Annotated in this window: 16 protein-coding genes and 1 tRNA gene; 7 read left to right on the top strand and 10 right to left on the bottom strand. The window is 57.6% G+C overall.

Annotated elements, in window-relative coordinates; genetic code table 11:
• Positions 1-181: 181 nt before the first annotated feature.
• Genes ACR0BK_RS06900 through ACR0BK_RS06885 form a run of 4 tightly spaced genes read right to left on the bottom strand, consistent with a single transcriptional unit; the run spans position 182 to position 4,406 of the window.
• Positions 182-964 (bottom strand): dimethylarginine dimethylaminohydrolase family protein, encoded by a 783-nt coding sequence (locus tag ACR0BK_RS06900; RefSeq protein WP_480518602.1) that lies wholly within the window; start codon positions 962-964, stop codon positions 182-184.
• Positions 965-967: 3 nt separating this feature from the next.
• A complete protein-coding gene (locus tag ACR0BK_RS06895; protein ID WP_480554156.1) occupies positions 968-2,572 on the bottom strand; it encodes a 5-guanidino-2-oxopentanoate decarboxylase in 1,605 nt (534 codons plus the stop codon).
• Positions 2,569-3,753: a pyridoxal phosphate-dependent aminotransferase gene (locus ACR0BK_RS06890; RefSeq protein ID WP_480554155.1), complete on the bottom strand. Its 1,185-nt coding sequence runs from the start codon at positions 3,751-3,753 to the stop codon at positions 2,569-2,571. Before ACR0BK_RS06890 ends, ACR0BK_RS06895 begins: the two co-directional genes overlap by 4 nt.
• A complete protein-coding gene (locus tag ACR0BK_RS06885; RefSeq protein ID WP_480475304.1) occupies positions 3,750-4,406 on the bottom strand; it encodes a TetR/AcrR family transcriptional regulator in 657 nt (218 codons plus the stop codon). The genes ACR0BK_RS06890 and ACR0BK_RS06885 overlap by 4 nt, the downstream gene beginning before the upstream one ends.
• A gap of 77 nt (positions 4,407-4,483) precedes the next feature.
• Here ACR0BK_RS06885 and ACR0BK_RS06880 point away from each other — a divergent pair, with 77 nt between their 5' ends.
• From ACR0BK_RS06880 to ACR0BK_RS06865, 4 genes are read left to right on the top strand one after another with little or no spacing between them, the layout of a single operon-like run.
• Positions 4,484-5,281: an ABC transporter ATP-binding protein gene (locus ACR0BK_RS06880; protein WP_480475306.1), complete on the top strand. Its 798-nt coding sequence runs from the start codon at positions 4,484-4,486 to the stop codon at positions 5,279-5,281.
• 39 nt (positions 5,282-5,320) lie between these two features.
• On the top strand, positions 5,321-6,085 hold the full coding sequence (locus ACR0BK_RS06875) for a transporter substrate-binding domain-containing protein (RefSeq protein WP_480475308.1): 765 nt from the start codon (positions 5,321-5,323) through the stop codon (positions 6,083-6,085).
• 9 nt (positions 6,086-6,094) lie between these two features.
• Positions 6,095-6,847: an ABC transporter permease gene (locus ACR0BK_RS06870; protein WP_480475310.1), complete on the top strand. Its 753-nt coding sequence runs from the start codon at positions 6,095-6,097 to the stop codon at positions 6,845-6,847.
• A complete protein-coding gene (locus tag ACR0BK_RS06865) occupies positions 6,844-7,641 on the top strand; it encodes an ABC transporter permease (RefSeq protein WP_480475312.1) in 798 nt (265 codons plus the stop codon). The genes ACR0BK_RS06870 and ACR0BK_RS06865 overlap by 4 nt, the downstream gene beginning before the upstream one ends.
• Before the next feature lie 328 nt (positions 7,642-7,969).
• On the opposite strand, the gene ACR0BK_RS06860 is transcribed toward ACR0BK_RS06865, so the two are convergent.
• From ACR0BK_RS06860 to ACR0BK_RS06845, 4 genes are all read right to left on the bottom strand, one after another.
• The gene (locus tag ACR0BK_RS06860; protein WP_480554153.1) at positions 7,970-9,385 is read right to left on the bottom strand and encodes an FAD-binding oxidoreductase; all 1,416 of its coding nucleotides are present in this window, start codon (positions 9,383-9,385) and stop codon (positions 7,970-7,972) included.
• Between the two features lie 103 nt (positions 9,386-9,488).
• Positions 9,489-9,746, bottom strand: coding sequence for a DUF4242 domain-containing protein (locus tag ACR0BK_RS06855; protein ID WP_267366859.1), 258 nt, complete (start codon positions 9,744-9,746; stop codon positions 9,489-9,491).
• 26 nt (positions 9,747-9,772) lie between these two features.
• Entirely contained in the window at positions 9,773-13,369 is a 3,597-nt protein-coding gene (locus ACR0BK_RS06850) for an adenylate/guanylate cyclase domain-containing protein (RefSeq protein ID WP_480554152.1), read from the bottom strand.
• A gap of 146 nt (positions 13,370-13,515) precedes the next feature.
• Positions 13,516-13,591: transfer RNA gene (locus tag ACR0BK_RS06845), tRNA-Val, on the bottom strand.
• A 256-nt stretch (positions 13,592-13,847) separates the two neighbouring features.
• Between ACR0BK_RS06845 and modA the strand changes: the two genes are divergently transcribed.
• Genes modA through modC form a run of 3 tightly spaced genes read left to right on the top strand, consistent with a single transcriptional unit; the run spans position 13,848 to position 16,422 of the window.
• Positions 13,848-14,627, top strand: a complete 780-nt coding sequence (gene modA, locus ACR0BK_RS06840; protein WP_480554151.1) for a molybdate ABC transporter substrate-binding protein — start codon at positions 13,848-13,850, stop codon at positions 14,625-14,627.
• Between the two features lie 5 nt (positions 14,628-14,632).
• Positions 14,633-15,325 carry a molybdate ABC transporter permease subunit gene (gene modB / locus ACR0BK_RS06835; protein WP_480476900.1) on the top strand — a complete coding sequence of 231 codons (693 nt, stop codon included), beginning with the start codon at positions 14,633-14,635 and terminating at the stop codon, positions 15,323-15,325.
• Positions 15,322-16,422 (top strand): molybdenum ABC transporter ATP-binding protein, encoded by a 1,101-nt coding sequence (gene modC, locus ACR0BK_RS06830; RefSeq protein ID WP_480554150.1) that lies wholly within the window; start codon positions 15,322-15,324, stop codon positions 16,420-16,422. The genes modB and modC overlap by 4 nt, the downstream gene beginning before the upstream one ends.
• Positions 16,423-16,424: 2 nt before the next feature.
• Here the strand turns inward: modC and ACR0BK_RS06825 are convergent, their stop codons facing one another.
• Positions 16,425-17,351 carry a Hint domain-containing protein gene (locus ACR0BK_RS06825; RefSeq protein WP_480554148.1) on the bottom strand — a complete coding sequence of 309 codons (927 nt, stop codon included), beginning with the start codon at positions 17,349-17,351 and terminating at the stop codon, positions 16,425-16,427.
• A complete protein-coding gene (locus ACR0BK_RS06820; protein WP_480554291.1) occupies positions 17,352-17,714 on the bottom strand; it encodes a toxin-activating lysine-acyltransferase in 363 nt (120 codons plus the stop codon).
• Positions 17,715-17,907: the final 193 nt, after the last annotated feature.

The following is a 17,907-nucleotide window of genomic DNA, read 5'->3' as shown; positions in this document are numbered from 1 at the left end:
TTGCATCAGAGCTTCATTATGCACCATCGCAAAAGTCTTGCAACCGGTTGCAGGTCGCACTTGGCGGACGAGATCATCGACAGCCACCTATGTTTATGAGCGAATGGCGGGAAAGGAAAGACCGGTACGGGCGACAGTTTTCGCAAGAAACACCAAGGATCGAACGCTACCGGTTACACTCCTAAAATCTTAGCGAAAGGCAGGACATTCCTCCATCCAGCTTTGCGCAGTCGATGTTGTCGATTTCAACGACCTCATACCCTTCACGATCTAACATCTCAGCTGTGCGTGGGAAGCCAGCGGCCATCAGCACCAGATTGTTGAAGCGGATCGCATTGGCGGCAGCTTCCTCTCCGTCCGCAACATGCAGCACCCGGTAGCCCTCGAAACAGCCCGAGGCATCCAGCCGTCGGGTCGACAGTATTGTTTCGGCGTCCATCAGTGAACAATCTGTCTTGAAATGTAAGACGCCCTCGGGCGTGAACACCTCGCGCAGTTTGTGCCCCCACTCCGAGGTGATTTTCGCCAGCTCGGCGACACCTTCCGCGTCGGTACGGTCTGACCGGCCCACCAGAATTTCGCGACCGGTAACAAGGATATCTCCACCCTCGATATGGCCGGGGCCCTGGATTTCCAGAACCGTATCGTAGCAGCCGTGAAGGGTCGGTGCCATTTCAGCCACTTCACCCATCCGCGAAGGTGCGCCAGGTCGCATCAGTATCGCACCTTGCGGCAGGCAAAGGGCTGTATCCTCAACAAATTGTGCGTCGGGAAACGCGTTCAGGGGATCCAGTTCGATTACCTCGGCCCCGGTGCTTCTCAGTGCTGCCACATATGCCTTATGCGCCGCTGTCATCCCGTCGAAATCCGGGTTTCCGATATCTTCTGCACGCAACCCGCCTGCAATAGTCGGAGCCGGACGGCGGGTGATGGCGCGGGAAAACTCAAAGGTTGGGTCTGACATGTTTCAATCTTTCTGAGCTGCGAATTTCGGAGTGGTGACTTCGATCATTACCGGCCCGTTCTGGGCGGCAGTTTGGCGCAATGCCTGCGCGACAGCCTGCGGTTCAGCTGGAACCGAAGCGAATGGAATGCCGTATGACTTGGCCGTTGCTGAAAAATCGGGAGGCGAGGGATCACATCCTATGACTGTTACGCCCGCATCCTGCATTGACGTGGCGATTTCCTGGTATCCGTGATTGTTCCAGATCACGAAGGTGACCGGCAGGTCTTCGTCGACTGCGGCCAAAATTTCAGGCAGAGAAAACTGCGCGCCTCCATCGCCCGCGATGCATATCACACGTGCTGTGGGATCGGCGACCGAAGCGCCGATGGCTGCGGGGATTCCATAGCCCAGTGCGCCGTACCCAGTTGCCGCGTTAAACCAGCCTCCGGCCCGGTCGTGGTCGTAGAAAAGATTGCCGGCATAGATCGGTTGGGTGGAATCTCCGACCATTAGCGCGTTCGGGAGCGCAGAACGCATTGCGTTGAGGATTTCCACCTGTTTGCGATAGTCCGGACCAATCTCCGCCCAGGCGGCGTCACGTGTTTTGCCTGCACGTTCCGTACCGTCGCTTTGCTTTGGCTTGTGCGATAAAGCGTCAACCAGCGCTGATACAGCCAAGTTGACGTCACCTTGAATGATGAGCGCTGCCTCATGTCGCGTCAGTTGCTCGCTGCATCGATCAACCCGTATCAACCCTGACATTTCAGCAATTTGGCCGGTGGCATACATATCATAGTCGGTTGGCCCCAACTCAGTTCCCAGTGCAAGGATGCAATTGGCGCTTTCTATCAAGCCGCGTACCGCGTTCAGGCTGGGGCTGGCCGGAACGGTCAGTGGATGCCTGTGCATCAGGCCGCGCGCGTTGACGGTTTGCACCACGGGGGCATCCAGAGCTTCGGCCAGTGCCTGCAATCCAGCCTCTGCATGCTTTGCGCCGCCGCCCGCCAGAATGACAACGTTCTTCGCTTTGGCCAGTTGCTTTGCGGCTTGGGTGATTAAAGCCGGGTCAATCGGTGAGACCGAGACAGGCGGTTCGACCGGTGTTTCCTGATAATCTGAAGCTGCGATATCCAACGGAACTTCGATATGCACCGGTCCGGATCGACCGTTGGCGAGGGTGTGGAACACGCGGTCCAAGACCGGGTCCAGAGCGTTGGTGGCGGAAACTTGTTCGGACAGCAACGCAACGGTCCTGGCCAGTCCCAACTGGTCTGGCAATTCATGCAGATGCCCTAAACCCCTGCCAAGAGATGCGGTTTTGTTGACACCGGACACCACCAGCATCGGTATTGAATCCGCGCGGGCCTGCGCCATCGGCGTCAATGTATTGGTCAATCCAGGCCCGGTGATCACAAAGGCCACACCCGGTTTGCCTGACACGCGCGCATAGCCGTCGGCCATAAACCCTGCACCCTGTTCGTGTCTGGGTGTAACGTGACGAATGCCCGAGCCTGCAAGCCCGCGGTAAAGCTCGACCGTATGAACGCCCGGAATTCCGAACACGCAGGTCACATCCTTTTGGCGAAGCCTTGCAACCAATGCTTCGCCCACGGTCATTTCACTCATGCAACCTCGCGTGATTTTCTGTTGGCGTGATCGATGAGGCGGGACACCGCAGTGGCAAAGTCGGTGTCACTGATCGTCAGGGCCACTCGCACCCAGTCTTTCAAGCTGTCCCCAAAGGCGGATCCCGGCATGACAGCCACCCCGGTCTGCAACAAGTCCCAGGCATAGGCTTCGCCGTCCAGCCCGGTGGCGGAGACGTTGATCATCGCGAACATTCCCGCCTGAGGCCGGTGAACGGTCAGATCCGTTTCTGCTTCGAGGCGATCAGCCAAAAGCGTGGCGCGCGCTGAAAAACGGGCGGCCATGCCGGAGGCAACCTCGGACCCGTCGCGGATCGCCTTTTCAGTCATATCGGCGATAAAGGGCTGATTGCCGAAAAGCATGGTCTCGGAATAGGGCAGTAGCGCTTCGCAAAACGCGGCTGGCCCGACACACCAGCCACTGCGGAACCCCGGCGCGGCATGTGATTTCGAGATGGATGATACGCCTATGACACGATCCGCCAGTTCCGGGTCTGCCAGTGGCGACACAAATCTGGCCCCGTCAAAGATCAGTTCTTCATAGACCTCGTCCGAGATAATCCACAAATCATGCGCAATCGCGAGCTGTCCGATCTCGGTTAACTCCTCGGCGGTCAGGATCGCGCCCGTTGGGTTGTGTGGCGTTGTCAGAAGAATGGCGCGGCTGCGCGGTGTTACGCGTGCGGCGATATCTTTGGCCTGCATGCGAAACCCGTGTTCCGGGCGCAGAGGTACGGGCACCATTTCCGCCCCGGAAGCACGCACGACCCCTTCGTAGGTTGCATACATCGGATCACCGACCAGAACTTCGTCACCGGCCTCGGCAACGCCGGCCATGGCAGCGAACAGTGCGGTCTGCGTTCCGGGAAAGCACAGAAAATTCTCGGGCCCGAAAACACGTCCGCGGGAAGCCGAGTAACGGGCGGAAAGCGCGTCAAGCAAGCCAGCTTCGCCACGGCCATTGGAGTAGCCCGTTCGCTGGGCCCGCAGTGAGGTTACGGTGGCTTCGACCAGCGCGTCCGACACCGGCACGTCCGGTTCACCTATCGTCATTTCGACGATGTCCGCTCCGGCCTTGATAAGGTCGCGCGCTTTCAGATGTACGCCCCATTTGGCGCCACCCAAGCCCGCTAACCGTTCTGTCACAGATGTGGTCTTCATGGTTGTTCCACCTCTTTGATCAATGGGATACCGACGATAGCACTGACGGAATCTAATCCGATCTGCGCCAATTGACCTTCGGAAAATTCATCTGGAAGCGCACCGCCTTCCAGCCAAAGACCATCGATAACCGCGTTGCAGGCAATGGCCAGTTGCACGGCTTGCGGCGTGGTGACTGGACGTCCGGTTTCTTGCAATGCGGCGACGATCAGCTTTTCAAGCTGATCCCGGAAATAGTTATAGGTTTGCTGGTGGATGCGTTGCATTTTCGGATCACGCTGCACCTTGTTCAGGAAGCCGGCCCACAAGGCCACAGCGCTTGGATCAACGATTGGCGGTCGCAGCGACGCATCAACGAAGTTGGTCAACTGAGATACTGCGCTGCCTTTCCCTGACGACGCAGCTGTCTGATCGGTCAGCGTATTCATGTGATGTTCGTACGCAGCCTGAACCAGTTCCTCCTTGGATGAGAAATAGTGCCGGATCAGCCCTTGGGTCACGTTCGCGCGGGCCGCGATCTGACGCACAGTGGCACCCCGAACGCCCATCTCGGCAATCAGGTCCAAAGTCGCCAGGATCAGCGCCTCGCGCCGAAACTCGGCAGATTCACGTGTAAATTTACGGCTGTCGTCCTGCACGTCCGGGCCATCCATGGTACGGAATTATTATACACTTGCATAATTGCGAGATTCGAGGCTTACTGCAAGCTGAAATCAGAAGATTCTTGGATATGGACACAGCCAAAGCAGCAACACCCGCACGCGAAGCAACCACGTCTGAAGAGGCGATAAGGGTTGAGGACCTGCACAAGTCTTTCGGCACGCTGGAGGTTTTGAAAGGTGTCTCGCTGACAGCAAGCAAGGGCGATGTCGTTGCAATCATCGGGGGCTCAGGCTCGGGCAAATCCACGATGCTGCGCTGTATCAACTTTCTGGAAACACCAAGCTCGGGAAAGATCACGATCGGCGGTGAGCTGGTTGAAATGCATGCCGACGGCAGCCCCTCGAACCGCCGCCAGATTGAACGTATCCGTACACGGCTGGCGATGGTTTTCCAGCAGTTCAACCTGTGGACACACCGTACGCTTCTGGAAAACGTGATCGAAGTGCCGGTGCATGTCCTCAAGGTGCCGAAGGCAGAGGCTATCGCGCGGGCGCATGAACTGCTCAAGAGGGTGGGCCTCGGCGACAAGGCCGACACCTATCCGGCCTATCTGTCAGGCGGTCAGCAACAGCGCGCTGCCATCGCACGCGCGCTTGCGGTGGATCCTTCCGTAATGCTTTTCGATGAGCCAACTTCAGCGCTTGATCCAGAGCTTGTAGGCGAAGTTCTGACCGTAATCCGGGATCTTGCAGCGGAAGGGCGCACAATGCTGCTTGTGACCCACGAAATGAAATTTGCGCGCGAAGTCGCGAACCACGTCGTCTATCTTTTCGAGGGCCGCATTGAAGAGCAAGGCCCACCTGCCGAGGTCTTCGGAAATCCAAAGTCAGAGCGATTGAAGCAGTTCCTTAGCTCGGTCGCCTGATCCAGAAAAACAACATAATGAACCAAAGGGAGTAACAAAATGAACGTCAAAAAACTGCTCGCGTCCGGTCTCGCCGCCGCTGTCCTTTCGGCTGGTGTTGCCAGTGCAGAAGAGGTCAAGATCGGCATCGCGGCCGAGCCTTATCCGCCCTTCGCGTCGCTGGACAGCTCAGGCAACTGGGTTGGTTGGGAGATCGATGTCATCAATGCAGTTTGCGCTGCCGCGGAACTTGACTGTGTTATCACACCGGTGGCCTGGGACGGTATCATCCCCTCGCTGACCGGACAGCAGATCGACGCCATCATGGCCTCGATGTCGATCACCGAGGAACGGTTGAAAACCATTGATTTCAGCGATCCTTACTATAACACACCTGCGGTTATCGTTGCCGATAAATCGATGGATATTGAAGCAACTCCGGAATCGCTGGCGGGTAAAGTCATTGGCATTCAGGCTTCGACGATCCACCAAGCCTATGCGCAGGAATACTTCAAGGATTCCGAACTGCGCGTCTATCAAACTCAGGATGAGGCCAATCAGGACCTGTTTGCCGGTCGGATCGACGCCACACAAGCTGACAGCATTGCGATGGCCGATTTTGTGAATTCGGATGCCGGTGCTTGCTGCGAAATCAAAGGTGCCGTGAAGGACGATCCAGCCATTTTGGGGCGTGGTGTCGGTGCGGGCGTCCGTAAAGGGCAGGATGACCTGCTTGCGGCGTTGAACAAGGGCATCGCGGCAATTCTTGCCGATGGCACGCACGAGAAGATCACGTCGAACTATTTCTCGACCAGCATCTACTAAGCCGTTGCCGTGACCGGATTTCTGGAATCACTAGGTTTGGCGCAGAGCGCAGAGCTTTTGTCGCTCTCGCCACCGGGGTGGGGGGCCAATCTGCTACGCGGATTGTCCCACTCCTTGCAGATCGCTTTTGGCGCATATGCACTGGGCCTCGTGATCGGATTGTTCGGAGCCTATGGCAAACTTTACGGCGGGAAGGTCACGCGCGACCTTCTTGCCATTTACACGACCGTGATCCGGGCCGTGCCGGAACTGGTCCTGATCCTAATCCTGTATTACGTGGGATCCGATATTATCAACAAAATATCTGCTGCCATGGGTGGTGGCCGGGTTGAGATCAACGGCGTTGCCGCAGGCATTTGGGTGCTGGGCGTCGTTCAGGGCGCGTATGCGACCGAGATTCTGCGCGGCGCCATTCAGGCGGTTCCGCCCGGTCAGATCGAAGCGGCGAAATCCTACGGAATGCCGGCCTTCATGACCATGCGGCGCGTCACGATCCCCGCCATGATGAGCTTCGCCGTACCTGGTCTGGCCAACCTGTGGCTGATTGCAACCAAAGACACAGCATTGCTGGCTGTAGTCGGTTTTAACGAGCTGACGTTGGAAACGCGCCAGGCGGCCAGCAGCACGCGGGCCTACTTCACCTTTTTCTTGGCGGCGGGCTTCCTTTATCTGATGGTTACGCTGTTTTCGGGTGGGATCTTTGCGCGGATTGAGAAATGGGCCCGTCGCGGCCAACCCGCTCTGAACGGAGGCAGCAGATGATCGACCTCAGATCTCTGATGCAACCTCATCGTATCGTGATGATGCTGATCTTTGCCGGGATCGTGGTTTGGTGCGCGATGACATTGCGGTGGGACTGGATACCCAATTATGCGCCGCTTGCATTGCAGGGAATCTGGACCACGCTCTGGCTGCTGGTTGTCACGATCGTTCTTGGTTTTTTACTGGCTGTACCCCTTGGGTTAGCGCAGGCAGTTGGGCCATGGTACCTTGCGGCACCCGCAAAGGCGTTCTGTACCATCATTCGCGGCACGCCGCTGCTTTTGCAGCTTTGGCTGCTGTATTATGGCCTCGGCTCTCTGTTTCCGCAGTTTCCATGGATACGATCGTCTGATCTTTGGCCGTACTTGCGTCAGGCTTGGCCCTATGCGGTCCTGGCGTTGACACTTTCTTATGCGGGTTACGAAGGTGAGGTCATGCGCGGAGCCTTCAAGGGCGTTGCCAAAGGACAGCTGGAGGCGGCCAAGGCGTTTGGTATGCCAAGGCTGACGATGTTTCGCCGTATCTGGTTACCACAGGCAATCCGCAATGTTCTGCCGACTTTGGGTGGTGAAACCATCCTGCAATTAAAGGCAACACCACTGGTCGCCACAATAACCGTGGTTGATATCTATGCCGTGTCGTCACGTGTGCGCGCCGATACGTTTATCGTCTACGAACCGCTTATCCTGTTGGCCGTATTCTACATTCTCGTAGCGGGTGTAATTGCCTTGGTTTTCCACTGGCTGGAGGTGAAGGTTCTGGGAACCGGACGCCGCAATGGGCCCATCGGATAGTTCTAGCAAGAAGCCGAAGGAAACTTGCTCTGCGATTAGCGAAGCGGTTATTCGATGAATTGCTCCTAGCGACCGAGATTGCAGGCTTAAGCGTAAAACAGGTGTTTGAAACGGGATCAGAAAGGTTGATTTCGTTCGCGATCCGTAAATTCAACGCGTTTGTGGTACAGCATCTAGGGTAGCTGCACGACAAGAGGGCATGATTGCCAGCGCGGCCATAGGTGAGAGGAACCGTTTGGCGCGATTATTGGCCAGCGACACAATTTGCGTGGTGCTAAGACAAGAGTCTCAACATCAATGCCGATCGGGTACTACCACTTTGGTTGTCTTACGTTGGTAGAATATTGTGGTTCATCCTGAACAAATTGGTGGGATCGTACTTTCCTTTGATCCTGGAAAGTTTTTCGCCGTTCACACCATAAGCGCCGGTCATGTGATCGGCTTGGTCTTCAGGCATGAAGTTCACATAGGCACTGCCTGTTGAGTATGGTTTCATCTGTTCGTACAGCTGGCGTGCCCACCCGATGCAGGTGTCATCCTTGTCAGGGTCCTCCCATCGTGTGTGGACATTCATAATGAAATGCGCAGATCTTTGCGGGTAGGCGGTAGAAGCAGGCTCAACGCGGGCCATCGCGCCACCGACATGAGCAATGAAAACCTCGCAAGCGGGATCAGGAAGAGTGGAAATCGCGTCCAGCAGGTCCGTGATGGCGGCCGGGGGCAACGTATTGAAGTCATGACTTTTCCAATAGTTGCGGACGCCCGGCGACAACAGGGGATCAAACGCCGCCTGCCAATCCACGAACCTGTGCGGTGAAATGACATCCACAATCGGCTCACCCAGCGCGCGCAAGGCCGACATCGCTTTTTCACCCTCATCCATCGGGCCGCTATAGCACGCCGCGAAAATCAGCACCTCGCGCCCGTGCCAATCTTCCGGCAGGAACGGGAGTGGCGGCGCTTTTCGCATCACGCTCCAGACGGTGAGCTCATCGGGGGAAGTGTCTGCAATGGCCACAAACGCGGAAAGCAGCTCTGGTGCCTTTTCGATCGGGTGCACGATCAGGCCGGACAGGATATCGGGCCCAAGATCATGCAACTGGAATTCGAATGAGGTGACGACACCGAAGTTTCCGCCACCACCACGAATGGCCCAGAAAAGTTCCGGGTGGCTCGTGGAAGAGGTGGTGACAATCGCGCCATCCGCCGTCACGACTTCTGCCGACAGAAGGTTGTCGATCGTCATGCCGAATTTCCGCGTCGTCCAGCCAAAACCACCACCCAAGGTCAGCCCTGCGATGCCGGTTGTCGAGTTGATGCCTGTGGGGACAACAAGACCATGGGCCTGTGTTTCGCGATCAACGTCTCCAAGCAACGCACCGGGTGCAACGCGGACAGTTTTGCGGGCAGGGTCCACGTGAACCGAACGCATCTGGGACAGATCCAGCATGACGGCCTTGTCCGCGACGGCGTGCCCTGCAATCTGGTGTCCACCTGATCGAACGGTCATCATGAGGCCTGCTTGTCGGACGAAGTTTATTGCCTTCTGGACATCGCTTGCCCCCAACGCACGGATCACGAAGGCGGGGTAACGCTCGAACATGCTGTTCCAGGTAATCCTGGCTTCTTCATATTCCGGGGTCCCCGGCAGGTAGACCCCTCCGCGCAGTGAGGCATCAAGCGCGTCCAAATCGCCTTGATCCACAGTCGCGATACGTCCGTCGAGTGCTTTCAGGTCAAACATGCTTAGGCCTCCCTTGTTTCAGGAAAGGTTTCGCGCACGGCTGCCTCGTGAGTTTGTTATTGCCCTGAGAAGGGGATACTTGGTTGTGGGGGAAAGCTGGTCGTCAGGCAAATAGTCCCGGATCGATCCGATCTACCGGCGTGATGACATCGGCAGGAATGTTTAGACGCTCGGCCGCTTTTCGCAGGCTTTCTTCATCCGGGGCTTCGTAAAGGCAGTATGTTTTGCGCTTATCTGCGCTGAGGAAGGAAAAGATCCATTCAATGCCGACTTCGTCGTTGATTTCTTTGATGTGAATTTTGTCGTTGTCGCTGATATTCAGCTGTTCCGCAAAATTTCGTTCAATGATGTATCGTGGCATTATGCCCCCCAAGCATTTTCCGGACCTTAACTGGCTACCCCTTCGAGCTTTGACTTAAGGGAAACCATACTCAATTTCTGTGATATTGCCAACGCTTCCCCTTCCAGTTGAAACGCCAGTTCCAAATCGCTGGGGCGGCCCTGTTGTCTGAGTGCTGATGCATACGCTGCCTTGGAATGCGCAATCCAAGGTGGGCAATTCATCCGCGTGTCAATCTCGATGGCTTTCCGGAACATCTTCCCGGCAATTTCCCAGTCTTTCAGCACCGTTGCCAGTCTCCCCAAGCGTCTGGCTGCGGCACCTGTGCAGACTGTGGTTGCCCCTGCGGTGATCGTCAGGTCTTCGTAAGGTTGCAGCATACTGTAAAGCGTCTGGGCATGACCCGGATGCCCGACAGCCACGCAGATGTCAGCAAGATAGGACAGAGTTGTTGAATACATGGCATCTGGCGGTAGGTCGAAGCCGTTTTCCGCCATTTCATTCAGTATTCTTTCAGCCGGTTCCGTGTATCCCAGTTCGGCTGCGATAAGGCCAAAACCCGGCTTCCACGAGATGTCTTCGGGGCTGTCGGTCATCAGTTTCTTGATCACAGGCGCGACCTCGTGCAGGCGGTTCTGCTCGCGGCGGATGGTAAACATCTGAACGCCGAAAACGCCCTCGACATGTTCGCCGTGCGTTTTTCGACCGATCTTGACCGCTTCAGTGGCGTGCTTTTCAGCCTGAACAAAGTCGCCGTCCATGATTGCAACCATGGCGCGTGCGTGTTTTTGAACCCAATAGAGTTGCAGATGATTGTCCTTTTCGGAAATCGCTGTCAGCAATTCGAGTGAGTTGTCCAACAGGTCGCGGTCGGCCATTTCAGCGCCGACAAACAGGCTGAGCGTCCGGTCGCGGCCCTGATCAATACTGCCAAGGTGTTCCGCTACCTGATGCATGGCGTCCAGGTTTTCACGCCAATGTCGTGCCTCTTGCCCGTTGCGCGCAACGAATGGCGCCCCAAAATGCATCATCATTACCGAAAACTGGGATTTATGATCCCCAAGCTTCGCCGCCAGTTCCATGGATTGCTGACCAAAGCGGGTGCCTACGGAAAACTGGCCGACAAACATATACGCCCGCGCAAGTTGGCTCATCAACCGGCACCGCCTGACTTCGTCATTGTCAGACAGGTCTTTTAGCGCCTTTTCACAAAGGTCAATCGCTTCGTGATGTCGCTTGCTCGTCATCATGCACGAGTCAGCAAAATGATTGGCTGCATCGGCTGCCAGCTCCACATCGTGGAGTTTCTGGGCAGCGGTAGATGCACTTTTCAGAACCGCTATCGCCTCGGACAACTGACCCTGGCTGTCATGGCTGCGGCCAACCAGGATCATGCCCCTGACCATTTCCGGGCAGGTTTCCGAGTTCAGCTGCTTAGCCGCTTTGAGCGTCTCCTGCGCATTAGTCATCGCTTCCTGGCTCGCTGACCGGGCCAACGCCATTTCAGCCGCAGCTTCCCATTTGTCGAATGCGGCGCGCCATTCTTCTGCTTCTGACAGATGGCGGGCCACCAGCTCGGGCCGGCGTTCGATTTCAGCAGATCGCATCGCGATCAGTGCGCGGGCAACGTCTGAATGTTGCTGCCTGCGGGTAGAGCTTAACATGGATTGATATGCCGTATCGCGGATAAGGGCATGGCGGAACACGAAATGCCCGCGGTTGTTTCCGCTTTCAAAGATCAGTCCCGTTCGCGACAGTTCTTCGAGGCGAAGATTGATATCTGCGCGTTCCAGCCCCATCGCGGCACTTAACAAATCTGGTTCAAATTCCCGCCCAATGACTGACCCCGTCAACGCGACCTGTTTGGCCTCGGGCGAAACTGCATCAAGCCGCGCCATCAAGGCGCCCTTCAGCGACGATGGTATGCGGACTTGTCCCTGCTCATCTGCATTCACGATCGCCTGGGTCAATTCTTCGACAAACAGGGGCACACCGTCAGTCTTTTCGATGATCGTCGCGATCAAGGCATCGTCCGGGTCCTTGCCAGTGATATTGCGGACCAGATCCGAGACATCAGCAGAACCGAACCGGCGCAGCAGGAGTGTTTGAACATGCGTGTCCCCGTCATCGCGGGCCAGGTCCCACCCGGGTCTGTGGGTCATCAGGATCATCAGGGGAAGATCGGTGCAAATCGCCTTGAACCGCTCCAGCAGGGCTTGCGTCGAGGGATCGATCCAATGTGCATCCTCAACACACAGAATAACCGGGCGCACGCTTGCCCGGACCTGCACCGTATGGATCAGGGTTTGGATCGTTATGTCGCGTTGCTCCTGCGGCGACATCTCGAGAACTTCACGAGCCAGTGCGCTGCGCGGCGCGACCAGCGCTGCAAAGACAGGCAGAACCTGTTCCCAGTCCAGACCTTCCCGGCCTTCCAGCAGCTTCCTGACATGCTCCAGAATTTGATTGTCATCAAAATCCGGTTCAACACCTGCATCCTGCGAGATTCGCTGGGTGACCGGATGAAAGGGGCTGCTGGTCAGATAGGGAGAGCAGTTCAGCCTTATCACATCGGCCTGTCCGGTTGCCGTGACATCCGCAAGAAACCCCTCAGTCAGGCGCGATTTTCCTATTCCCGCCTCACCCGACAGCAGAACCACCTCACCATTACCGCTTTGGGCGCGCTGCCACGATTGCAACAGGATACCCTTTTCGTAGTCCCGGCCAATCATGGTACTGTCGGCGTCATCCTTGTACGACGCGCGAAACCGGCTTTCCGCGCTGCGTTCCGATACGACCTTCAACAAGGTCCGAGGGTCTTTGAACCCCTTCAATTGAGTTGATCCAAGGGTCTCGAACTCGAATATCCGGTGCAAGGCGGCTTCGGTTTCTTCCGCAGACAAAACCACCGAGTTCGGCAGGCCGTGTTCCTGTATCCGCGCCGCCAGATTGACCGCCGGCCCGGTCATGGCACCTTCCTCGTACGAGTTTTCGCCGATCGTGTCGCCGACCACGACATCGCCGCTCGCGATACCCAGTCTGACCGACAAACGCTCACCGTCAGGAGTGTTGAGCTCTTCAACCCGGTGGACGCACTCAAGCCCCGCCTTTATTGCGCGAATGGCGTGATCTTCGTAGGCTGTTGGCCAGCCGAAAAACACAAGAAGACCGTCGCCAAGGTATTTCGCAACATAGCCACCATACCTGCTCACTGCCCCCGCGACGGTATCCTGATAGTTCTGTAGCAGATCCCGCATGTCTTCGGGATCAAAACGGTTGGTCAGCTCTGTCGAGCCGACCAGATCCGCAAACAAGACTGTCAGATGACGCCGTTCAGCCGCGGGCGCGATGGGCTTTTTCGTCGGTGCAGCTTCGCCCTGCACGACATCAACGGCGGATGGCCGAGTATTCTCGCGGGTGGGCTCTCCTGCGGCAGGCGCTGATGAAGACAGGTGACTAGAGCCAGCCAAATCCTGAACTGCCGCAAGGATGATCTTTCGGTGACCAAGACTTACCCCAAGCTCTTTCAGGTCGTCGCCTGTCAGCAGTGGCAGAACCCGCGCATCAATGTCGTTTACCGCAAAAACATCTGCGTACTGACCCAGTCCGAGGTCGTTAAGCCACGTGTCCATTTCATCCGACATATTCGGATCATGCTGAGATACGCGTCACTAATCAAGAAAACGCTATTTAAACTGCCGGGCGATCAATGCGCAGCGGACACGGTTTCATGCGCAGCATAGCAATAGATGCCAGTCGCGTAAGACCTTGATACACTGTGGGGAAAGGATGGTGGGTGATGAGAGACTCGAACTCCCGACATCTTCGGTGTAAACGAAGCGCTCTACCAACTGAGCTAATCACCCGTGACGCTGCATGTAGCCAAGCCAGCGGGCGTGCGCAAGAGGGTCTGTGAGATTTTTATTCCGCGATGGGTTGCGGATAGGAAATGCCGCCCCCATCAACGCGTGCCTGGGGTGACCACAGGTTGACGAGGCTGGCCGGGGTGGGTTGCCAGCGCCTGATCTGGATCAGCGGGTGTAAAAGATCAAAGGCGCTTGCAAGCGCCCTATGGCCTCCGATATGCCCGAAGAGACTGCAACTTTCCGGTCGGGAGCACACATGATCCTACCCTTCGCCTGCCGTATCTGGATGGTGGCACTGGTCCTTGGCGCATTTGTGCTGGCTCCGGTCCGAGCCGGGGCAGAAGGGGTTTTGGTTTTTGCCGCAGCCAGCCTCAAGACCGCTTTGGACGAAATCGCGACGGAATACACAGAGCGGACGGGTCACGATGTCACCGTGTCCTACGCAGCGTCTTCAGTGCTGGCGCGTCAGATTCAGCAGGGTGCGCCTGCGGACATTTTCATCTCTGCCAATGCCGACTGGATGGATTATCTGGAACAGCAGGGCTTGTTGCAGCCTGGGACACGGTCGGATTTGCTGGGCAACAGTCTGGTTCTGATCGGCGCTGCGGGGCGTCCTGTTCTGGGTGACATTCGGGTGGTTCATGACCTCAGGGCCGAGCTGGGCGAAGGCTTTCTGGCCATGGCGCTGGTCGATGCGGTGCCCGCCGGTATCTACGGCAAGGCGGCTTTGCAGGGGCAGAACCAGTGGGAGGCGGTGCAGGACCGAGTGGCACAAACCGACAATGTGCGCGCTGCGCTGGCCCTTGTGGCAACGGGTGCCGCGCCTCTGGGGATCGTTTATCGATCGGATGCGCAGGCGGAACAGCGGGTCAGTGTTGTGGCCAGTTTTCCCACCGACCTGCACCCTCCGATCATCTATCCGGCGGCGATGACAGGTAATGCCACAGGTGCGGCGCGGGCTTTTCTGGATCATCTGCACGGCGATGCGGCTTTGGCAATTTTTCAGGAGCAGGGATTTTCCCTGCCGGGCGGGTGATCGCGTTGGAGTGGTTGGGCCCCGCTGAAGCTGAAGCGCTGAAGCTGTCGCTGCGCGTGTCGTTCTGGGCGACGCTGGCCACTTTGCCGTTCGGCATTTTTGTTGCCTACATTCTGGCCCGCTGGCGGTTCCCCGGGCGGCAGGTTCTGAATGGTCTGGTGCATTTGCCTTTGATCCTGCCGCCGGTAGTGACGGGGTATCTGCTGTTGCTGACTTTCGGCATTCAGGGGCCGTTGGGGCGGTTTTTGGCCGAGTTCGGCATTGTGGTCGCCTTTCGCTGGACTGGGGCCGCGCTGGCCGCAGGTATCATGGCGTTTCCGCTGATGGTCCGGGCGATACGTCTGTCGATCGAGGCGGTTGACCCGAAGCTGGAACAGGCTGGGGCGACGCTGGGGGCGTCGCGGCCTATGGTGTTTCTGACCGTAACCTTGCCGATGATCCTGCCCGGTGTCATCGCCGGGGCCATTCTGGCCTTTGCCAAGGCCATGGGTGAGTTTGGGGCCACGATTACATTCGTGTCGAATATTCCGGGACAGACGCAGACATTGCCATCGGCTGTTTACGCCTTTTTGCAGGTACCGGGGGGCGAGGCTGCTGCAACAAGGCTGGTCCTGATCTCGATCGTCATCGCCATGGGCGCGTTGCTGCTGTCGGAATATGTGGGACGGCGCGCCGCCGCGCGGGTGGCCGGATCATGAGCCTGTCTGTTCGTTTGCACCATCAGCTGCCGGGGATCGATCTGGAGGTTAGTTTTGACGCCCCACCCGGTGTGACCGTGCTGTTCGGGCGCTCCGGGTCGGGCAAGACCACAATTGTCAACGCGGTGGCCGGATTGCTGCGGCCGCGCGCGGGCAGGGTGGCCGTGGATGACTGGGTGTTGTTTGACACCGATAGAGGGCATTGGCTGCCGCCGCACCGGAGGCGGTTGGGCTATATTTTTCAGGAGGGGCGGTTATTCCCGCATCTGACCGTGCGCCAGAACCTTGCCTATGGCCGCTGGTTCGCCCCCAAAAGCGCGCGGCGTGAAGATCCGGAAAAGGTCATCGAGATGCTGGGGATCGGCCACCTTCTGAACCGCCGTCCAGCCGGGTTGTCAGGGGGCGAAAAACAGCGCGTGTCGATTGGCAGGGCGTTGCTGGCCAGCCCGCGACTAATCCTTGCAGATGAACCGCTTGCGGCGCTGGACGAGGCCCGCAAGGCGGAGATCCTGCCCTATTTCGAGCGTCTCAGGGATGAGGTGTCTGTCCCGATCCTGTATGTGACCCACTCGGCCGACGAGGTGGCCCGTCTGGCCACATCGGTTGTCGCTTTGCAGGATGGCAGGGTCGTCCGCCACGGCCCCGCGTCCGAGGTTCTGTCTGACCCGACTGTGGCACCGGCAGGTGTGCGCGCGATCGGTGCCGTGCTGGAGGTGCAGGTGCTGAAGCACCACACCGACGGGTTGACCGAGCTGAACGCAAATGGCGCGCGTCTGTTTCTGCCACGTATCGGGCAGGAAGTCGGCACGCATCTGCGAATTCGCATTCCAGCGCAAGAGGTGATCCTGTCCGTCCAAAAGCCCGAGGGTCTGTCGGCATTGAACGTGCTCAGCGGGACGGTCGACTCGATCCGGTCGGGCGAAGGTCCCGGTGCGATCGTGTCGGTCAGGACACCGGCAGGGACTGTTCTGGCGCGGGTCACGCGCCGGTCGGTTGCGGCGTTGAACTTGCAGCCGGGCAGCACATGCCATGCCGTGATCAAGACGGTTGCGCTGGCCCCGCAGAATGTCGGTGGCCGCATCGGGAACGGCACCTGACCTCAGGCAAGTGCGCGGGCTTCGTGTTCCAGCAGGATAAGGCGCGCGGCGCGTCCAAACCCCTGATAGCCAGAGGAGGGACGGTCGGGAAATATTGCGGCCAGTTCCTGAAGCGCGTCGGATGAAAGTGTATGTAGCGCCTCTTCCCCCAGAAACAGGCTTTCTGCTTGTGCTCCATCCGCCGAAAGGATTTCGTGCCGATCCAGCAGGATGTGCAAATACTCGACCGTTTCAACCGAGGTATCGAGCCCTATTCCAGGCCATCGGCACAGGTGCTTGGCGGCAACCAGCGCTTCAGCGGTTCCGAAAAGCAGCTCAACCCAGGGGCCCTTCACCAGAATACGGTGCTGCTGAGACACCAGCAGGTCTCGCGCGGGGGTGTTAGGCCCCAGACTGCCTGCCGAGATGCGAACGGGCCGTATCGCAGGTTCGGTGCGCAATCGGTCGGGCGGGATCGTGCTGCTTTCGATCCAACGAACAGGTTGCAACCCGTGATCGGCTGTCGCCACCTTGTCCCCGACGTTCAGGGACTCGATGGCACGGGGACCGTCCTCAGCCTCGATCAGGGTTCCAGCTGCGAAACAGGCGCCTTCGATCCTTATGACCACTTCGACCGGATCCGGAGAGCCGGTAAACGGAAGTGTGACAGGACCGGTTTGCGTTGTCCCTGAGACGCTGATGAAGAAGGAGTCAAAGACAACTTCACCATTGTCGAGGCTGTCGAAATACGTCGGATCGACCGTATAGGTCCACTCTCCGGTATTTGGGTCTATCGTCGCGGTGCCGTTGGCAGGAGGTGTCGCAATCGTCCAGGTTTGGGTCAGCGGCGTGAAGTTTCCGTTGTTCAGGGTGGGTTGCCCCATCGCCACATTGGGTGGGGACCCGGTCACGTCGCCGGTCAATTCACCAGTGATCGGAACTGAAACCAACTAGACCTCGCCTTGTTGCAACACCCGCTCAAATTCCTTTTTTCGGTACAGGCGCATATGAACCTCGCCTGCTTCGTCCCGCGTCCATTCGACAATCCGGTTGCGTGTCATGTCGCTGTCCATTCGGTTGGTGCGCACGCGCGGATGCGGGATCTCTTGCTTGAGGATATCAACAATCTGACTGGTCTGTCCAAACGGCGCGACAAGGTCGATGATCCAAAAGGATGACCCGCTGGTAAAATCCTTGTCCGTCAGAGAGGTTTCTTTCACCGCATAGCGATACTCGGCCTCGGGGCTGAGACCGGCAAAAGTGACAAATCCGCGGGGAAAGCCATTCTGTCTGAAGATCTGGTATTGGCCTATTTTGTTGAAAAACTCGGGCTTGATCGGTTGGTAAGTTGCTGATTCAATTCTTCCTAAAGGGAGGGATCAGCCATGATGGGACCGAGACAGGAAGCGCAAGCGTCGCTGTTTTACGAGTTCTCGCTGGAGGATCATGTCCCGCAAGACCACCTTTTGCGCTCGATTGACCGGTTCGTCGATCTGGGCAGCATTC

Source organism: Ruegeria sp. AF1 (assembly GCF_056542125.1).
The sequence above is the reverse complement of the archived record's forward strand: the minus strand, read 5'-3'. Positions and strand labels throughout refer to the sequence as shown.

Excerpts from the sequence above, each read along its gene's own strand:
- modA (WP_480554151.1), top strand. The coding sequence starts at position 13,848 with ATGATCCTACCCTTCGCCTGCCGTATCTGGATGGTGGCACTGGTCCTT.
- modC (WP_480554150.1), top strand. The coding sequence starts at position 15,322 with ATGAGCCTGTCTGTTCGTTTGCACCATCAGCTGCCGGGGATCGATCTG.
- ACR0BK_RS06900 (WP_480518602.1), bottom strand. The coding sequence starts at position 964 with ATGTCAGACCCAACCTTTGAGTTTTCCCGCGCCATCACCCGCCGTCCG.
- ACR0BK_RS06855 (WP_267366859.1), bottom strand. The coding sequence starts at position 9,746 with ATGCCACGATACATCATTGAACGAAATTTTGCGGAACAGCTGAATATC.
- ACR0BK_RS06850 (WP_480554152.1), bottom strand. The coding sequence starts at position 13,369 with ATGTCGGATGAAATGGACACGTGGCTTAACGACCTCGGACTGGGTCAG.
- ACR0BK_RS06880 (WP_480475306.1), top strand. The coding sequence starts at position 4,484 with ATGGACACAGCCAAAGCAGCAACACCCGCACGCGAAGCAACCACGTCT.
- ACR0BK_RS06890 (WP_480554155.1), bottom strand. The coding sequence starts at position 3,753 with ATGAAGACCACATCTGTGACAGAACGGTTAGCGGGCTTGGGTGGCGCC.
- ACR0BK_RS06860 (WP_480554153.1), bottom strand. The coding sequence starts at position 9,385 with ATGTTTGACCTGAAAGCACTCGACGGACGTATCGCGACTGTGGATCAA.
- ACR0BK_RS06885 (WP_480475304.1), bottom strand. The coding sequence starts at position 4,406 with ATGGATGGCCCGGACGTGCAGGACGACAGCCGTAAATTTACACGTGAA.
- ACR0BK_RS06875 (WP_480475308.1), top strand. The coding sequence starts at position 5,321 with ATGAACGTCAAAAAACTGCTCGCGTCCGGTCTCGCCGCCGCTGTCCTT.
- ACR0BK_RS06895 (WP_480554156.1), bottom strand. The coding sequence starts at position 2,572 with ATGAGTGAAATGACCGTGGGCGAAGCATTGGTTGCAAGGCTTCGCCAA.
- ACR0BK_RS06865 (WP_480475312.1), top strand. The coding sequence starts at position 6,844 with ATGATCGACCTCAGATCTCTGATGCAACCTCATCGTATCGTGATGATG.